A 17474-nucleotide genomic window follows, 5' to 3' on the forward strand; every position below is an offset into this window, starting at 1 on the left:
CAGCTTACGAGGAAATATTATGCGATTCTTTAGCAAGTCACTGCTCATTCTTGCCTTAATCGTCGTGATTAGCCTGGCAACGCTGATAGGGTTATTACATACACGTTATAATGAGCCTGTAATTAATTTTATTCTCGCCCAAGTATCGCCTTACCAAGTGTTTGCAAAAAAAATTGATTACGATATTCGAACACCTTATCAAATCAAATTCGAACATGCTGAAATCACACAACACCAACAAGTAATCGTTCGCGCTGACAGCATTCAATTATGGTTATCAAAGTCAAGCTTAGCCACCCGAAAACTCATCTTTGACGGCGTTCAAATTAATAATATTACGCCCACTAAGATGCCATTATTTAGCCAATTACCATCCTTAACTATTAAGCGATTAGTGCTCAATAATACCAATATTCATACGCCACAACTTGTGATTAAACACGGCATAATCCAAATGGATAATTGGCAAACACCAACAGACAATACACCATGGTGGCAAAGTTTTAATGGTAGCTTACAAATGAGTGCCACCAGCATTAAATGGCATCAACTACAATTACAACAACTGCTGATCAATGCTGATAAGCAAGCTCAACAATGGCAATTTAGTGGTATTTCTGCCAACTGGCACCACGCAACAATCACCGCCCAAGCACAGCTTAATAATAACAATTTAACTATCGATCAACTCACCGTCAGTCAATTCCAATTACAAGATCAACAGCTATTCAATACCTGGCGGCAGCAATTTACACAACGTATCGCCCCTTTAAAATCCATTATATTAAAACGCTTAGATGTGGTTAATAGCAGTATTGAATTACCACAATGGAGTGCTGATGGGATTAATTTATCATTAGAGAATTGGCAGTGGCCGCAAAACTATTGGCAGCAACAAAACAGTCACTTATCATTCAGTGCCAGCCACGCAAAATGGCATCAAATCAATCTAGAACAACCTCAAGCAGAACTACAATTTATACCTCAACAAATTATTAATCATGGTATGTCTGCACATATTATGGATGGAATTGTTCGCGTTGATGGTTGGATGGATCCACAACAATTATTTATCAATGATTTAAAAGCCAGCGGTATTAAATTATTTTTAAATAAACATTGGCAACAAACGTGGCAACAATGGCAACAGCAATACGCCGATGTGGTAGTCAAAAAACTCAAGATTAATAACAGCCAAATCACAGCATCAACCTCAGCAGTACCGTTTCAACTGACAGGGATTGATATTGATGCGCAAGATGCTGTACTTAAACAAAATAATCAATGGGGATTATGGCAAGGTAATATTGAAGCCAATTTGGGTTTTGGCAGTATCAATCAAATTGTGATGAACCAAGCCATCGCGACCATGCACAGTAATGCGGGTCAATGGCAACTGGATAAGTTAGTCCTGCCATTTAAGGATGGTATGTTAAAAGCGCGCGCGCGGATTTCACTTGAGAATCCACTTCGTCCATGGCAATTAACCATCATGGGCGACACCATGCCAGCACAAATACTATACCGCTGGTTAGCATTGCCACTTCCACTTGCGGGAGCAATGGACACCCAAATAAAACTCAACGGTCATGCCAGCAACTGGGCAGATTTTAATACTCATTTAACAGGCAGTGCTAATATTGCATTCCGCCAATTAGCCTTAACAAACATCACTCCCCAGCAATTATTGAACCAATGGCAACAACCGCATTTTTCAGCAACAACCCTACCCGCCACATTAGAGACAACAGCATCATTACCACTAACGACCTCCCCGCTGACACTAACAGCACAAGATGGCATTATTCAATTACCACCATCGACCATCACTGGCAATAATTTTGGTCTAAACATAGAAGGTCAATGGAATCTCGCTGATTCTAACCAACAACAATGTAAACTTACGCTCACAACTGACTGTCAAAATCTAACCCGTCAATGGTCTCAAGGCGTCTCAGTAACAACGGTTGACTCATCATGTACGGGTAACACTAAATAGGTCCCCGTAAACGTTGATGAAACCGTTTTACCGCATTGAACATTAACATCAACAGTGATCATCCCTTTTCGCTGTTGAGTAATACGATCAAAATCGCCCCGTAAATTTTCAAGAGTGGTGACGGCTATTGGGCGCTCAGTAACAGGGGCAGAATAACGAATGTGGCTATCAACTAAAATAATATTACCTTGTAAGCCGCGTTCTTTAAGTAACAGCCAAATAAAGCCCCAACCCGCCAAAGTTGCCATGGTAAAAATACTACCAGCAAACATAAATTCATTCGGATTAAGGTTAGCATTAAACAACGCACTGACTTCAAATCGATAGCCTGTGTATTGATTAATCTTGATCCCCATTTTATCACTGATCGGAATTTGGCTTTGCCATAACGTTTGTAATTCCTGACACCATTGCGGCTGACGAGCAACATCAGTTAACGGCGGTAATTGTTTAACCATTTGTTGATGCCGCATTGGACCATGCTCATCGCTTAGCTCACCTCGGCTCTCAAAATCATTTTTAATATAAAATGGAATCGCCGCTTCACGGGCATTACAAACTAAACGTTTCGCACCGTCATAACGAGCTAATGACTCAAGTGCCATTAAAATCATGCCACCTAAACCATGATGCTGCACCGCAGCATCAACCGCCATATAACGCACTTGACCTTCATTATCAGGGGTCACATACAAACGCCCAATTGCCACTACGTTATCATGGCTATCGACTAACATTCGATGGGCACTGACATCATCATAAGCATCTCGCTCTGATCCCAGCGGCATTTGCCATGGTTGACGTAGCATTCGCCACCGAAAATGATAATAACGTGCAAACTGCTGTTCTGTCTGCGGAGTGACTAATCGAAACATGCATTCCCTCTCTTCTCTTAATCGTCTATAGCTATTACATGCTCAAGGCAACAATCCCAATTAGACCTGCAACCAAAATGTCACCGGACCATCATTAACCAATGCGACCTTCATGTCGGCACCAAACACGCCAGTTTCGGTTGTGATCGGCTGTGCCTTACATTGTTCGACAAAATATTGGTACAAGCGTTCAGCTTCAATCGGCGCAGCCCCAGTTGAAAATCCCGGACGCATGCCTTTTTTAGTATCCGCAGCTAACGTAAATTGTGATACCACCAGTACACTACCTTGTGCCTGTTGGACATTCAGATTCATTTTATCGTCAGCATCACTGAATATTCGATAGCCCAATACTTTATCTCGTAGCTTTCGTGCTTTAGCTTCATCATCGCCTTTTTCAACCCCTAATAATACCAACAAGCCATTGCCAATCGCCCCAGTTACTTTACCGTCGACGGTAACACTTGCTTCACTTACTCGCTGAATTAGCGCAATCATTGCTGTTCCTTATTCGTCATTAAATCATGGTCACGGTTCGTCACCATTGTTGTTATTTGTGATCGATATTGATTCACGTCCCAAAAACCACGCTCTCCTAAACTGGCGGTGATTTCAGCTCCCAGCAATACGATACACCAACATAAATATACCCATACAAACAAAATAGGGATCACTGACAATGCACCATAAATCATTTGATAGGAATGGAAATGGGCTAAGTAAATCACAAAGCCTTTTTTGCTCAATTCAAATAATATACTGCTACATAAAGCACCCAAAAGCGCATGTTTAAACAGTACCTTGCAATTAGGGACCAAAGCATAGAGTAATAAAAAGGCCAAACCAGACATCATTGAAGGTAACCATTGCAATGATTGTTGAACTACACCGTGTAATATTTGATGTTCAAATAATACCAATGAGCCTAGATATGAACTCAATGCAAGACTTGAACCCAAAAGGATAGGGCCTAAAGTAAGAATCATCCAATACACAGCTAATGAAATTATCCAACGCCGTTTTTGCTTTACTCGCCAAATATAATTTAATGATTTATCAATTGAAGAAATAAGCATCATAGCAACCACAAATAATGCACCAATACCGACCACCGTCATTTTGCCAGCATTAGCAACAAACTCATTTAAGTACGTGGTTACCACCGCTCCAGCTGCTGGCACAAAATGTGTAATAACAAATTGTTGAACTTGAGTGCCAACTCCCGCAAAAGCAGGTACTACCGACAACGCAGAAACAATAACCGCTAATAACGGTACTAATGATAATAAAGTCACATAGGCCATTGAGCCTGCGGTTACGGTTAAGCGGTCATGGTTTATACGCTGGATTAAATAACCAAAATATTCCATTATTCGCAGTAACCGTAGCCACAATACAAATTTCACAGGTTGTTCTTTGTCGGCCATAATAGTGTGTTCTACCTATCTGTTATGGAATATAGCCATACTACCGTTACGTGTTGCCATTGATCTTTCTCTATCAATATCGTTACTTTAACCCGCAACAGCAATATCATTATTTGTTATTTTGCATGTCTCACCAAGGAGCAAAACATGCCGTATTTTATTGCACTTTTTCTAAGTGTTAGTTTACTTTCAGGTTGTCAAACCGCCTACTATTCAGCCATGGAAAAAGTAGGGGTCTATAAACGCGATATTATGGTTGATCGGGTTGAAGACGCCAATCAAGCCCAACAAGATGCCCAAAAACAATTTACTAGCGCCCTTGAAGGATTAAAAGCACTCAATCAATTTAATGGCGGGAAGCTTGAGTCAGCTTATCAGGACATTGACAGCCAATATCAAAACAGCGAAGCCGCAGTCAAAAATGTAAATGATCGTATTGCAGCAATTGAAGATGTCGCGAATGCAATGTTTGATGAATGGCAACAAGAACTGTCATTGTATAAAAGTGCCACTCTTAAACGGGACAGCCAACGTAAATTACAAACTACAAAAGCATCGTACAATAAGATGCTAACAGCCATGAAACGCGCAGAGAAGAAGATGGAGCCCGTTTTAGATACTTTACGTGATAACACCCTTTATCTGAAGCATAACCTTAATGCCGCTGCTATTGGCTCACTTCAGGGGCAATTTAATTCATTACAAACTGAAATCTCTGGTGCTATTCGAGATATGAACCATGCGATTGCTGAATCAAATCGCTTTATTGGTCATTTGAAAAAGTAATCAGCGCTTATTTGGTATATATAAAAAAAGAGCTAACAGTGTTAGCTCTTTTTTTGTCTCAGGAATATTTTCACACTCCAGATACAACAATCCCCCGCTTGTTGCCAAACGAGGGATTGTATTAGTAAACTTCAGCTAGGGGTAATTACTTACCGCCACGACCTGAACGTTTACGATCGTTTTCAGTAAGAAGTTTCTTACGGATACGAATGCTTTCTGGAGTTACTTCTACTAGCTCATCATCATCGATGAATTCTAGAGCTTGCTCAAGCGTGTACTTAACCGCAGGAGAAAGTGTTTGTGCTTCATCAGTACCAGATGCACGAACGTTTGTTAGCTGCTTACCACGTAGACAGTTGATAGTTAGATCGTTTGCACGGTTGTGCATACCAATGATCTGACCTTCATATACTTCATCACCGTGTTCTGCGAACAGACGGCCACGCTCTTGTAGGTTAAATAGTGAGTAAGTTACTGCTTTACCCATACCATTAGAGATCAATACGCCGTTAGCACGTTGACCAATAATACCGCCCTTGTGAGGACCGTAGTGATCAAACGTATGGTAGATAAGACCAGAACCAGACGTCATTGTTAGGAATTCTGTTTGGAAACCGATAAGACCACGAGAAGGCATCATAAAGTCCATGCGAACACGGCCCTTACCATCTGGTGCCATATCTTTTAGCTCACCCTTACGGATACCGATTTTTTCCATCACACTACCTTGATGCTCTTCAACCACATCGATAGTTACGATTTCAAACGGTTCCATTAGCTTACCATCTTCTTCTTTGATGATAACTTCTGGACGAGATACTGCTAGCTCGAAACCTTCACGACGCATGTTTTCAATCAGGATAGATAGGTGAAGTTCACCACGGCCTGAAACACGGAAACGGTCTGGACTTTCAGTTTCTTCAACGCGCAATGCTACGTTGTGTACTAATTCTTTCTGTAGACGCTCAAGGATGTTACGTGAAGTAACAAACTTACCTTCTTTACCAGCAAACGGAGAAGTGTTTACTTGGAAAGTCATGGTTACAGTTGGTTCATCAACAGACAATGGAACCAATGCTTCAACAGTGTTTACGTCACAAATCGTATCAGAAATCTTCAGCTCACCAAGACCTGTGATTGCAACGATATCGCCAGCTTTACCTTCACTAATTTCGTGACGTTCAAGACCTAGGTAACCAAGAACTGTACCTACTTTAGCGTTACGCTTAACACCGTTAGCACCAATGATAGTAACTTGTTGGTTTGGAGTAACAGTACCACGAGTGATACGAGCAACACCGATAACACCAACGTAAGAGCTGTAATCTAACTGAGAGATTTGCATCTGTAGTGGGCCATCAACGTCAACAAATGGTGCAGCAACGTTATCAACAACAGCTTGGAACAATGGTTCCATGTTCTCGCCAACTTCGCCTTCAGTCATTGTTGCCCAACCATTTAACGCTGATGCGTAAACAGTTGTGAAATCTAGTTGTTCGTCAGTTGCGCCAAGGTTGTCGAATAGGTCAAAGATTTGATCCATAACCCACTCAGGACGTGCACCTGGACGGTCAATCTTGTTGATTACAACGATTGGCTTAAGACCGTATGCAAACGCTTTTTGCGTTACGAAACGAGTTTGAGGCATTGGGCCGTCAACTGCGTCAACGATAAGCAATACAGAGTCAACCATAGACATGATACGCTCAACTTCACCACCGAAGTCTGCGTGTCCAGGGGTGTCTACGATATTGATGCGGTAGTCATTCCAGTTAATTGCTGTGTTCTTAGCAAGAATGGTAATGCCACGCTCTTTTTCGATATCATTAGAATCCATAACACGTTCTTCGGCTTCGCCGCGACCCTCTAACGTGCCAGATTGCTGTAGGAGTTTATCAACCAGGGTAGTTTTACCGTGGTCAACGTGAGCAATAATTGCGATATTTCTTAAGTTATCGATCGATTGATTAGACATTAGTTTCAGATTCACTCAGAACATGCAGCGTCTTAATAGAGGCTACTTGATTAAAAAAACGGCTCATAATTTAACAGATTTTACGCTAAAACCCACGAAATATGTGATTTATATCACCAGCTTTTTTATGATTCCGCTCTAGAGCCGCATTTTTACTCACTTTTTTGGCTATTTTTATTTTTTTTATACGCTTTATTCGTACGATAAATAAGTAATAATTCACCCAAAAGCATAATCAATGTCCTTTTTTACAACGTTTAGACAGCGCTCAATTAACAATAAAACCCAAAATTATCTACCTCACAGATTGACAATATTTAGCCTCATCACCATAGTAGTACGACTATTGAATGGATGAATGAATAAAGAGATATTGCACCTCTTTCAATACATTCTACCGCTGCACTAAATTGGTGCAGCGCTTCACCATAATAGTGCAAATAAGGATAGGGAAAAGTTCTCTAAATGCTATAAACACGCATTTTTAGGGGCTTTTAAAAGTTGGCATGGTTTTCGCTTTAATACTTTTAGATTTGCTCACCACAGTATGAGCACAAAGTTTGCGGCCATCGCCCAAAAAACACCGGAGGTTACTCAAGATGTCAGTTGAAAACGTACTAGCGCTGATCCAGGAAAATGAAGTTAAGTTTATTGACCTACGTTTTACCGATACCAAAGGTAAAGAGCAGCACATTTCTATTCCATCTCACCAAATCGATGCTGATTTTTTTGAAGACGGTAAAATGTTTGATGGCTCTTCTGTAGCTGGCTGGAAAGGCATTAATGAATCAGACATGGTAATGATGCCTGATGCTGCAAGTGCGGTACTTGACCCGTTTACTGAAGACGCAACTCTAAATATTCGTTGTGATATTCTTGAGCCTGCAACAATGCAAGGCTACGATCGTGACCCGCGCTCAATCGCTAAACGCGCAGAAGAATTTATGCGTTCAGCAGGTTTTGCTGACAATGTTTTAGTCGGTCCAGAGCCAGAATTCTTCCTCTTTGATGACGTTCGATTTAATACTGATATGTCGGGTTCATTCTTTAAGATTGATGACATTGAAGCAGCATGGAACAGCGGCACCAAAATTGAAGGTGGTAACAAAGGTCACCGTCCAGGCGTTAAAGGCGGTTACTTCCCGGTTGCCCCTGTTGATTCATCACAAGACATTCGCTCTGCAATGTGTTTGATCATGGAAGAAATGGGGCTGGTTGTTGAAGCTCACCACCATGAAGTCGCGACCGCAGGTCAAAACGAGATCGCAACTCGTTTCAACACCTTAACCAATAAAGCTGATGAAATTCAGATTTATAAGTATGTGGTTCATAACGTTGCGCACGCATTTGGTAAAACAGCAACCTTTATGCCTAAACCACTGGTTGGTGATAATGGCTCAGGTATGCACGTTCACATGTCACTGGCTAAAGACGGTGTTAACCTATTTGCTGGTGATAAGTACGGCGGCCTATCAGAAATGGCATTGTTCTACATCGGCGGTATCATTAAGCACGCACGTGCAATCAACGCCTTTGCTAACCCTGCCACGAACTCATACAAGCGTCTAGTCCCTGGCTACGAAGCACCTGTTATGTTGGCTTACTCAGCGCGTAACCGTTCTGCATCAATCCGTATTCCAGTCGTACCAAGTCCAAAAGCACGTCGTATCGAAGTACGCTTTGGTGATCCAGCAGCAAACCCATACCTAGCCTTTGCAGCAATGCTAATGGCTGGCCTTGATGGTATCGCTAACAAGATCCACCCAGGCGAAGCAATGGATAAAGACCTTTACGACTTACCAGCAGAAGAAGCCGCAGAAATTCCAAAAGTTGCGGAGTCACTACAAATTGCTCTACAAGCGCTTGACGATGATCGTGAATTCTTAACTTCTGGTGGCGTATTCTCTAATGACTTTATTGATTCTTACATCACGCTAAAAGAGCAAGATGTAGAGAAAATCAATATGGCAGTACACCCATTAGAGTTTGAACTTTACTACTCAGTTTAAGTAATAGATTCATGACTTAACAACTAAGATTTAGGCCTGCCTCACACGCAGGTCTTTTTGATCTTGCTACCACAATAAAAGCAGTAACAATACAGGCCTTATTGACCATGAAGGTCTTGCTGGAGAGTTAACGGATGAAACTCATTAATCTAGTATCAATGCTGTTATTGACAACAGCAGCGAGCGCCGCAGTAGCAACAACAACGATCTACTCTTGGACTGATGATAATGGTGTGGTCCATTTTAGTGATACTCCGGGTACCCAACAAGCTAACACGGTTGAACTTTCCGTTACTGAAGTGCAGCAAAATATCCAAACAACCGTAATCGATAGCTATCAAGCTGACAATATCGAACTTATATCAATCACTACCGATACTGAACCCCCTCTTCCTGCTGCCACCGTTAGTCTACTCGCACCAGTGCACCTGCAAACCATTCGCAGTAATGATGGTGATATCAAAGTGCGTGCCGTCAGTAACCGTAAACTCAATAAAAAGCTTCAAGCGCAATTAGTCATCGATGGCAAAGTTAACGGCACGCCTCAAACCGATCTAACGTGGCAACTGACTAATATCGATCGTGGTAGTCACCAAATTCAAATCCAATTACTTAACAATGGCAAGATCCTTGCTTCATCTGAAAGTATTACGGTTTATTTACACCGCGTATCACAGGCTCGCCCTAAAAATAGTCCCATTCAACCCCGTTAACACCTATTTACAATAAACCCTGCCTGTTCGCTATTAAACCGAGTACACTTTAATGCACCAATTTGGTGCATTACTTAGCAGCGAAAGGTGAATGCCAATATCAATCGTCTTTTGCTTAGTTACCGATAAGGATGATGATTGTGAATGCTAGCTTTACGCCCATAATTCTCGACAATTTAGTCACTGCCATTGTATTACTCGATGAAGCCTTAGTGATCCGCTACGTCAATCCAGCCGCAGAGCAATTATTATCATCAAGTAAACGTCGTTTACTCGGTAGCCAACTGCCACAATTATTACAACACAGCTCACTCGACTTTAACCATGTCAAAGCAACGCTCCACAGCGGTCAAGGTTTAGCCGACAGCGATGTAACATTTGTAATTGATGGTCAACAACATTTACTTGGTGTAAGTGCCAGCCCCATTTCATGGCAAAAACAATTACTGATCTTATTAGAATTAAAGCCTATCGATCATCAGCGCCGTATTAGCCAAGAACTGAATCAACATGCACAACAACAAGCGGCCAAAGAATTAGTGCGTGGTTTAGCCCATGAAATAAAAAACCCACTCGGTGGTTTACGTGGTGCCGCACAATTATTAGAAAAAGTATTACCCGATAAAAGCTACCACGAATATACCCAAATGATCATTGAACAAGCTGACCGATTACGTAATTTAGTCGATCGATTATTAGGCCCACAACGACCAGGGGTTCGTAAAACAGATAATATTCATTTGGTGTTAGAAAAAGTGCGTCAGTTAGTCAACATTGAAACAGACGACACGATTAACATTGAACGCGATTACGATCCGAGTTTACCCGATATAAATATGGATGCTGAACAACTGGAACAGGCATTATTAAATATTGTCAGTAACGCGGCATTAGCATTGAAAGGTCAAGGGGGGGGCACAATTAAATTAAAAACCCGTACCGCCCACCAAAGCTTAATTCAAGGGGTACGACACCGTGTTACCGCCACCATCGAAATCATCGATGATGGTCCTGGCATTCCCTCCGATATTCAAGATACATTGTTCTACCCAATGGTCACTGGTCGTGAAGGTGGCACTGGATTAGGGCTATCAATTGCGCGTAATTTAATCGATCAGCATCAAGGGAAAATTGAAGTCTTTAGTTGGCCTGGGCACACTAATTTCACCATTCATTTACCGATTAAGTCATAACACTGACAACCATAGGAATTTTATTATGAGCAAAGGATTAATCTGGGTTGTTGATGATGACAACTCGATTCGCTGGGTATTAGAACGAACACTCGTTAATGCAGGAATGAAATGCAAAACGTTTGCTGACGCGGATAGTGTATTGGCTGCATTAGAACGCAGTGTACCTGATGTGCTCGTATCTGATATCAAAATGCCCGGGACTGATGGTTTTACGCTGCTCAAGGCACTACAACAAGATTATGCAACGTTACCCGTTATCATAATGACAGCTCACTCTGATCTTGATTCAGCGGTTAACGCTTATCAACGAGGGGCATTTGAGTATCTTCCCAAGCCATTTGATATCGATGAAGCCGTCACCTTAGTTGAACGTGCGCTTAGCCATAGCCAAGAACAAAAACGTCAACAACAGCCCGCTATCGAGCCTAAACACGCACCAGAGATCATTGGTGAAGCACCTGCAATGCAAGAAGTGTTTCGCGCCATTGGACGCCTATCACGGTCGTCAATTTCAGTACTCATCAATGGTGAATCAGGTACGGGTAAAGAGTTAGTCGCCCATGCACTACATCGCCATAGTCCGCGTAGCAGTAACGCTTTTATTGCACTTAATATGGCGGCGATTCCCAAAGATTTAATCGAATCAGAACTATTTGGCCATGAGAAAGGCGCCTTTACTGGTGCCAATAGTGTTCGCCAAGGGCGGTTTGAACAAGCCAATGGAGGCACTTTATTTCTCGATGAAATTGGTGATATGCCCTTAGATATTCAAACCCGATTATTACGAGTATTAGCTGATGGGCAATTTTACCGCGTTGGTGGTCATGCTCCCGTCAATGTTGATGTACGAATTATTGCCGCTACTCACCAACACCTTGAACGTCTGGTTACTGCGGGGGATTTTCGTGAAGACTTATTCCATCGCCTTAATGTAATTCGCGTTCATTTGCCATCACTCAAAGATCGTCGCCAAGATATTCCTCAACTCGCGCACCACTTTTTACAACGTGCCGCAGATGAACTCAGTGTCGACGTTAAATCACTCCATCCACAAACAGCAGAGAAACTGACACAATTGCCGTGGCCGGGTAATGTGCGCCAATTAGAAAACATTTGTCGCTGGTTAACCGTCATGGCAAGCGGTAATGAAATATTACCATCAGATTTACCGCCAGAAATTACCGATACAGTCACACCCCATACGACTCGCGAATCTCAACACTGGCATCAAGGCTTACAACAATGGGCACAACAAGCACTACAACAAGGTGAAACTGAATTGTTGGCTGAAGCATTACCCCAGTTTGAAAAAATTCTTCTTGAAACTGCATTACAGCATACGCATGGCCATAAACAAGAAGCGGCGAAATTACTTGGCTGGGGAAGAAACACCCTCACTCGTAAGCTCAAAGAATTACATATTCATGATTAATGTTCATGATTAAAGCTTAATCGTAATATGGTTACAGACTTGCACCAGTGCACATTTATCTGCAACAGTAATGAATGTCATTTAGTGATTGCGTATACTGAGTCTATATTTAACTTCGGGAAGCATAATAATCATGATAAACAAAGATCTTCCACTAACGGATATTCACCGCCATCTTGATGGTAATATTCGTCCACAAACGATCTTAGAATTAGGTCAGCAATTTAATATTGCCTTACCAGCAACAGAAATTGAAGCATTGCGTCCACACGTACAAATTGTTGAAGCCGAACCAAGTCTCGTCGCTTTCCTGAATAAATTGGATTGGGGTGTAGCAGTACTCGGTGATTTAGATGCGTGTCGTCGCGTTGCTTATGAAAACGTTGAAGATGCCCTTAATGCTCAAATTGATTATGCTGAGCTGCGTTTTTCACCATACTACATGGCGATGAAACACAATCTTCCCGTAGCCGATGTCGTTGCAGCGGTTGCTGATGGTGTAGCAGCAGGTTGTCGTGATTTTGGTATTAAAGCGAACCTGATTGGTATTATGAGCCGCACGTTTGGTATCCAAGCATGTCAACAAGAGTTGGATGCGCTGCTAAGCCATAAAGACAAATTAGTCGCAATTGATCTTGCTGGTGATGAACTTGGTCAACCTGGCACCCAGTTTATCTCACACTTTAAACAAGTCCGTGATGCTGGCTTACAGATCACCGTTCATGCGGGTGAAGCTGCGGGACCAGAGAGTATGTGGCAAGCAATTAATGAACTTGGTGCAGTCCGTATTGGTCACGGTGTAAAAGCGGTTAACGATCCTAAACTAATGGATTACTTAGCTGAGCACCGTATTGGTATTGAATCTTGTATTACTTCAAACATTCAAACCAGTACTGTCGCAGATATTACTAAACACCCAGTAAAAACCTTTCTTGAACACGGTATTCTTGCTTGTTTAAATACTGATGATCCAGCAGTTGAAGGGATTGAGCTACCTTACGAATATGAAGTTGCCGCACCAAAAGTAGGTTTAAGCATCGCTCAAATTCGTCAAGCACAAATCAATGGGCTTGAGTTGGCGTTCTTGTCAGCGGCAGAAAAGCAGGCATTACGTGATATTGCTAGCCAACGCGGCTAATTCCAGTAAGTTATCCCTCCAGCAAAGCAAGTGATAACGCCAAAACTAAAACGCCTCGGTTTCACGTGAAACCGAGGCGTTTTTTATAACAATATTACTAAGAATTAACTAAGGGTTAGATAACCCGTGAGAACTGCTGCTGGCGAGCACGATTACGTAAATATTTATCAAAACACATACAAATATTACGAATCAATAACCGACCTTTCAGTTCTACATAGATAATATTTTCACCCACAGTCACTAACTCATCGTTAATAAATGTCTGTAATAACTGTAAGTCTTCACTAAAGTAACTATCAAAATCAATATTAAACTCAGCTTCAATCGCACGCTTATCTAATTGAAAATTACAAATTAGTGCCTTGATCACTTCACGGCGTAACAAATCATCAGCGTCTAAGGTCACCCCTTTCCACAATGCCGTTTGTTGCTCAGCCATCTGACCGTAGTATAGTTTTAGCTCTTTTTGATTTTGTGCATAACAGTCGCCAATCATCGAGATCGCCGAAACCCCCATACCTAACAAGTCACAATCACCTTGAGTGGTGTAACCTTGGAAATTACGGTGCAAAATACCATCGCGTTGGGCTACTGCTAATTCATCATCCGGTAACGCAAAGTGATCCATACCAATAAACTGATAACCGGCCCCAGTTAACGTCGCAATCGTATCTTGTAAAATCGCTAATTTTTCTTGAGCACTCGGCAGTTGATCTTCATGAATTTTACGCTGAGCAGCAAACAAGGTTGGCATATGAGCATAGTTAAATACTGATAATCTGCCCGGCTTCATGGTCAATACTTGCTGTAATGTTTCAGCAAACAGTGCCTTAGTTTGTAATGGCAACCCATAAATTAAATCAAGATTAGTTGAGCGATAACCTAACTCACGAGCACGTTCCACCATCGCAAAAATAAAATCTTCATCTTGCTCACGGTTAACTAATTTCTGCACGTCTTTATTAAAATCTTGTACCCCAATACTTAAGCGGTTAAAGCCTTCACTGCGTAAATGGTCAAGAATATCCAATTCAATTTTACGAGGATCAACTTCAATACTAATTTCAGCATCCGCGTCAAAATTAAACGCACCCCGTAACGCGGTCATTAAACGACTAATTTGTGCCGCCGTTAAAAACGTTGGTGTACCACCGCCCCAATGCAATTGGCTGACTTGACGATCACCCAATAACGTTGCACGTTGCTTAATTTCTTGTTCAAGTACATCTAAATATTGATCTGCTTTATCTTGATGGCGAGTAATAATTTTATTACAGCCACAGTAGTAACAAAGCTTGTGACAGAATGGGATATGGATATAAAGCGATAACTTACGATCAGGGTATTGCTGACATGCCATCTCAAATTCAGCAGAAGTAAATGCTTGATTAAATTCTAGTGCGGTCGGGTAAGAAGTATAACGCGGGCCTGAATAATTATATTTTTCAATTAAGGCCTGATCCCAAATAATCTGCTCATTTGACATGACATTGTTCCAACTTGGTAAATATATAATACATAGAGTGTGTCACCATTTTACAAAAAGTAAAACCTATCCCTGTTGTTCAATTTACACTCTGTACAAAAACAAACACCGCCAATAAATGGCGGTGTTAATAATAACGATGACGAGTTAAACCTTAGTTGACAGGATTGCATCCAATTCAAGTTTAATCTCAGCTTGTAGACGAGACTCAGCTTTCATACGTTCAAGATCAAATCGCATACGGCTTTGTTTTTCTATTAGCTGGCGAGCATCGCCTCGCGGCATATCTTTAACGACTTGATATAAATCAGTTAATGCCGGATACGTTGCTGCAAAATCAACTTGTTTATCTGCTTGCAACACTTCCATTAATTTATATAACCGAATCGCGGCTTCTGACATATCACATTGATCTTGCTTACATGCCATTGCAATAATAAAGACGCTTTCTAATATATTGTCATTTCTAGTTTTAATTGCTTCAACTTGTTGCTTTGCAGCTCGAGCTAAAAATAGCTTATGCCGCTGTTGTTGCTTATAAAGCTTAGCCAATAACAATCCAGCGTATAATGCTAATCCAACCACAATTACGCTACCAATAACAAACAGAAGTGTTATTCCCTGCAACGGTTACTCCTTATCGAAATTATCAAAATCCATATTTTCAAATTGCGCTAATAAATCATCATCTGAACGAGGCTTTGACTTAGCTTTAGCGCTTTCTTTCACTGGCGCAGCAACTTCTTCAACAACATCTAATAAACCAAGTTGTTTCATTAAGCGCTCAATACGGTCTAACTTCAGGTCAACTTGTTTTTGTAAACCAGCACCCAGTTTTTCACCAGCATCAATACGATCTAATAGCACCATTAATTGCGCATCATTTTCAAGCATTGCAAGTTCTTGCTCTGCTGATAAACGGCGTTGTTGCTTATTTTGTGGCTTTTTAGGCTCAATAATTAGGGGTACTAATTTTTTGCTACCTAAACGTGGATCTTTTTTCTGGCCACCATTACGCTGCTTATTTTCTTCAACAGCAGAATGACGACTACCTGATTTTAAACCTTTACGCTTCTTCGCTTTTTGGCGTTCACGTGTCTCAACATCAACTTTAGTATTTGTTTTTTCGCGGTATACAGCAGGACCTTCTGATCCTACAGCACGAGCTCTTTTCTTACGGGTCATTACTGGGGTTTCCTCAGCAAAATCACATCATTTCCAACAAACTCAACTTCAAGGCCATCTCGTTGTGCTAAAAAACAAAACGTATTACGGCTAAAAAAGCTGACATGGGTTGGGTCGTTCTTATAGTACCAATGCCCAAAGGCATCAGTGTCAGTTACTAGTTTGGTCATAATCCCAAGCCAACCGCCGGGTTTGACTAAACGTAGCAACAGCCCCCATTCCTTCGCAGGCTGATAAAAATGCTCGATTGCTTCTGTGCAAGTAACAAAATCATACTGCCCATTCAATACTGCAGATTGTGCTGCAAAATAAGGGTCATAGATTGTCATAGTATACCCCATTTCAGCCAACATCACTGACAAGGTCGGCCCAGGGCCGCTACCAAAATCCAATCCAAATAATGGAGGTGATGGTAATCGTGTCACAAGTGGAGTTGCTAATCGTCCTAAAAATTGTCGATAACAATCATCATCAGGATTATTCTGATGTTGATCATAAACATATTTTTCTTGGAACGACGTTAAATGAGTTGTCGGATCGGCATAAATTAATGCACATTGTAAACAACGAAAATAATCACGTTTAGTGTCTGCCACCAACCATTGATTATCTTTACTCTTACAAAGTGGACATCTATCCATTATCTTCTCCACAACGACTGAATGTTTACGAACAGCAGCAGCGGTGTAAAATCGAGCGGGCTATTCTATACCCAATTGCAGTTAAGATGTAGTTCTGCTGACAAATTGTTCAATTTATTCAGCTATTATATCGGGATGAGAAGTAAAATATCACATGTAAATCATGAAAATAACCTTCACTCACACCAAAATTTAGACGAAAAAAAAAGCAATAGGTCTGCACCTATCGCTCTATGGGGTAAGCTATGAGCTTATAATTCTGTCTAGTCTTTCCGTAACCAGCAAGCAACGTCCCGGTTTAACAAATATCCATTTATTATAATTGCTATCCATGCCAATATCGTTCGTCACTATCCTAGTGAATTTTCGCGTCCATTTTCACCCATCCATGGCGTCACAACTCATCCTAAGTTGGCGATCCCTATCGCAATGTTACGCTCCAATAACTATACCACCATCCTTATGCGATACATCGTCCTGATGTATCTGAGCCATATTGCTATAGCTACTCTCTTTCCATGAGTGTCAACCCTGACAATCCTTATGCATCCCGCGTCTACCCTAGTCTCCTGACCAGACTTCCTGTGGTTCCTTTAAGCGTCACTGCTT

15 protein-coding genes are annotated in these 17474 nt (G+C 41.4%); 7 read left to right on the forward strand and 8 right to left on the reverse strand.

All coding sequences use genetic code 11. From position 1 onward, the window contains the following. Positions 1 to 19 precede the first annotated feature (19 nt). Complete coding sequence (locus GLP24_RS14300) at positions 20 to 1999, forward strand: AsmA family protein (RefSeq protein ID WP_232616183.1); 1980 nt, start codon at positions 20 to 22, stop codon at positions 1997 to 1999. On the opposite strand, the gene GLP24_RS14305 is transcribed toward GLP24_RS14300, so the two are convergent. Genes GLP24_RS14305 through GLP24_RS14315 form a run of 3 tightly spaced genes read right to left on the reverse strand, consistent with a single transcriptional unit; the run spans position 1945 to position 4301 of the window. After that, positions 1945 to 2874 (reverse strand): bifunctional GNAT family N-acetyltransferase/hotdog fold thioesterase, encoded by a 930-nt coding sequence (locus tag GLP24_RS14305; RefSeq protein ID WP_101769564.1) that lies wholly within the window; start codon positions 2872 to 2874, stop codon positions 1945 to 1947. The two genes, GLP24_RS14300 and GLP24_RS14305, sit on opposite strands and share 55 nt — an antisense overlap. 60 nt (positions 2875 to 2934) lie before the next feature. After that, positions 2935 to 3372: a D-aminoacyl-tRNA deacylase gene (dtd, locus tag GLP24_RS14310; RefSeq protein WP_232579376.1), complete on the reverse strand. Its 438-nt coding sequence runs from the start codon at positions 3370 to 3372 to the stop codon at positions 2935 to 2937. Beyond that, entirely contained in the window at positions 3369 to 4301 is a 933-nt protein-coding gene (locus GLP24_RS14315) for a virulence factor BrkB family protein (protein WP_407951510.1), read from the reverse strand. Before GLP24_RS14315 ends, dtd begins: the two co-directional genes overlap by 4 nt. 147 nt (positions 4302 to 4448) lie before the next feature. Between GLP24_RS14315 and GLP24_RS14320 the strand changes: the two genes are divergently transcribed. Next, on the forward strand, positions 4449 to 5087 hold the full coding sequence (locus GLP24_RS14320) for a DUF2959 domain-containing protein (protein ID WP_101769561.1): 639 nt from the start codon (positions 4449 to 4451) through the stop codon (positions 5085 to 5087). A gap of 145 nt (positions 5088 to 5232) precedes the next feature. On the opposite strand, the gene typA is transcribed toward GLP24_RS14320, so the two are convergent. After that, positions 5233 to 7062 carry a translational GTPase TypA gene (gene typA, locus GLP24_RS14325; RefSeq protein WP_101769560.1) on the reverse strand — a complete coding sequence of 610 codons (1830 nt, stop codon included), beginning with the start codon at positions 7060 to 7062 and terminating at the stop codon, positions 5233 to 5235. Between the two features lie 599 nt (positions 7063 to 7661). Between typA and glnA the strand changes: the two genes are divergently transcribed. The 5 genes from glnA to add all read left to right on the forward strand — a co-directional run bounded on the left by glnA (position 7662) and on the right by add (position 13550). Beyond that, on the forward strand, positions 7662 to 9071 hold the full coding sequence (gene glnA, locus GLP24_RS14330) for a glutamate--ammonia ligase (protein WP_101769559.1): 1410 nt from the start codon (positions 7662 to 7664) through the stop codon (positions 9069 to 9071). 134 nt (positions 9072 to 9205) lie between these two features. Beyond that, positions 9206 to 9784: a DUF4124 domain-containing protein gene (locus GLP24_RS14335; RefSeq protein WP_232616184.1), complete on the forward strand. Its 579-nt coding sequence runs from the start codon at positions 9206 to 9208 to the stop codon at positions 9782 to 9784. Between the two features lie 140 nt (positions 9785 to 9924). Then, a complete protein-coding gene (glnL, locus tag GLP24_RS14340) occupies positions 9925 to 10977 on the forward strand; it encodes a nitrogen regulation protein NR(II) (protein ID WP_101769591.1) in 1053 nt (350 codons plus the stop codon). Positions 10978 to 11002: 25 nt separating this feature from the next. After that, positions 11003 to 12412, forward strand: a complete 1410-nt coding sequence (glnG, locus tag GLP24_RS14345) for a nitrogen regulation protein NR(I) (RefSeq protein WP_101769557.1) — start codon at positions 11003 to 11005, stop codon at positions 12410 to 12412. Between the two features lie 133 nt (positions 12413 to 12545). Then, positions 12546 to 13550: an adenosine deaminase gene (gene add, locus GLP24_RS14350; protein WP_232576183.1), complete on the forward strand. Its 1005-nt coding sequence runs from the start codon at positions 12546 to 12548 to the stop codon at positions 13548 to 13550. A 115-nt stretch (positions 13551 to 13665) separates the two neighbouring features. Here add and hemN read toward each other — a convergent pair whose 3' ends face one another. From hemN to GLP24_RS14370, 4 genes are all read right to left on the reverse strand, one after another. After that, entirely contained in the window at positions 13666 to 15039 is a 1374-nt protein-coding gene (hemN, locus tag GLP24_RS14355; RefSeq protein ID WP_101769555.1) for an oxygen-independent coproporphyrinogen III oxidase, read from the reverse strand. Positions 15040 to 15186: 147 nt separating this feature from the next. Next, positions 15187 to 15666: a DUF2489 domain-containing protein gene (locus GLP24_RS14360; protein WP_101769554.1), complete on the reverse strand. Its 480-nt coding sequence runs from the start codon at positions 15664 to 15666 to the stop codon at positions 15187 to 15189. A 3-nt stretch (positions 15667 to 15669) separates the two neighbouring features. Next, positions 15670 to 16224, reverse strand: coding sequence for a Der GTPase-activating protein YihI (gene yihI / locus GLP24_RS14365; protein ID WP_101769553.1), 555 nt, complete (start codon positions 16222 to 16224; stop codon positions 15670 to 15672). Next, positions 16224 to 16865: a class I SAM-dependent methyltransferase gene (locus GLP24_RS14370; RefSeq protein WP_232576184.1), complete on the reverse strand. Its 642-nt coding sequence runs from the start codon at positions 16863 to 16865 to the stop codon at positions 16224 to 16226. The genes yihI and GLP24_RS14370 overlap by 1 nt, the downstream gene beginning before the upstream one ends. Between the last annotated feature and the right edge of the window lie 609 nt (positions 16866 to 17474).

Origin of the sequence: Photobacterium carnosum (assembly GCF_021236965.1) — a bacterium.
Classification (GTDB): domain Bacteria; phylum Pseudomonadota; class Gammaproteobacteria; order Enterobacterales; family Vibrionaceae; genus Photobacterium; species Photobacterium carnosum.